The organism is Caballeronia sp. dw_276 (assembly GCF_018449635.1).
GTDB lineage: Bacteria > Pseudomonadota > Gammaproteobacteria > Burkholderiales > Burkholderiaceae > Caballeronia.
This window is the reverse complement of sequence record NZ_JAAVUV010000054.1, coordinates 1-1,141: the sequence shown is the minus strand read 5'-3', so window position 1 is coordinate 1,141 and position 1,141 is coordinate 1. Positions and strand designations below refer to the sequence as shown.

Annotated in this window: 1 protein-coding gene; it reads left to right on the top strand. The window is 66.6% G+C overall.

The genetic code is table 11. From position 1 onward, the window contains the following. A partial coding sequence (locus HB633_RS30575) for a condensation domain-containing protein (protein ID WP_255581309.1) occupies positions 1 to 1,141 on the top strand: 1,141 nt, incomplete at both ends.

Genomic DNA, 1,141 nt, shown 5'->3' with positions numbered 1-1,141 from the left:
ACTTTTTTTCATGTGCCGATCGCGCTGCGCCTGACCGGTTCCCTCGATGCCGACGCGCTCGAGCGGACGCTGGGGGAGATCGTGCGGCGTCACGAGGCGCTGCGGACCTGTTTCCCTGCCGTCGACGGCATCCCGGTACAGCGGGTGCAGCCTGCCTCCGTTTTCGTGGTGCCCGTGGAGGCACTGCCGACGTCGGCTCATGACGTCGACGCCGGCACGGCCTGGCTGCACGAGCGCCTGGCCGCGGAGGCCTCGGCGTCGTTCGATCTGGAAAACGGTCCGTTGATCCGTGCGCGGCTGTTCCGCGTGGCCGCCGACGAACATGTCGTCGCGCTGACGCTGCATCACATCGTCTCCGACGGCTGGTCGATCGGCGTGCTGGTACGCGAGGTGGTCGCGCTTTACGAGGCGTTCTCGCGCGGCGAAGCGTCGCCGCTGGCGGAACTGTCGGTGCAATACGCGGATTATGCCCACTGGCAACGGACGTGGCTGACGGGCGCGGTGATCGACGAGCAGATCGGCTTCTGGCGCACGCAACTGGCGGGTGCGCCCGCGTTGCTGACGCTGCCGACCGACCGGCCGCGGCCGGCCATGCAGCGCCATCGGGGCGCGGTACACCGCTTCGACATCGACGCCGCGACCACAGCAGGCCTGCACGCTCTCGCGCGGCAGGCGCAAGGCACGCTGTTTATGACGCTGGCGACGGCGTTCGGCGTGCTGCTGGCTCGCCATGCAGGGCAGGAAGAGGTCTGCATCGGTACACCGATCGCGAACCGTCAGCAGTCGCAGACGGAAGACCTGATCGGCATTTTCTTCAACACGCTTGTGCTGCGCCAGAGGGTCGGCGCCCAGGAGTCGTTCGACACACTGCTCGCACGCACGCGTGAAACCACGCTGAATGCATACGCGCATCAGGATGTTCCGTTCGAGCAGCTGGTGGAAGTCCTGCAACCGGAACGCAGCCTCGGCCATACGCCGCTGTTCCAGGTGGTGCTCGCCCTGCAAAACGCGCCGCTCGGCGATATGAACCTGCCGGGATTACGGATCGACGGCGTGGAGAGCCGGACGGACGCGGAAACGACGAGCAGATTCGACTTGAGCCTTGAAATCGTCGAGGCGTCCGACCGCTTGCGCGCAAACC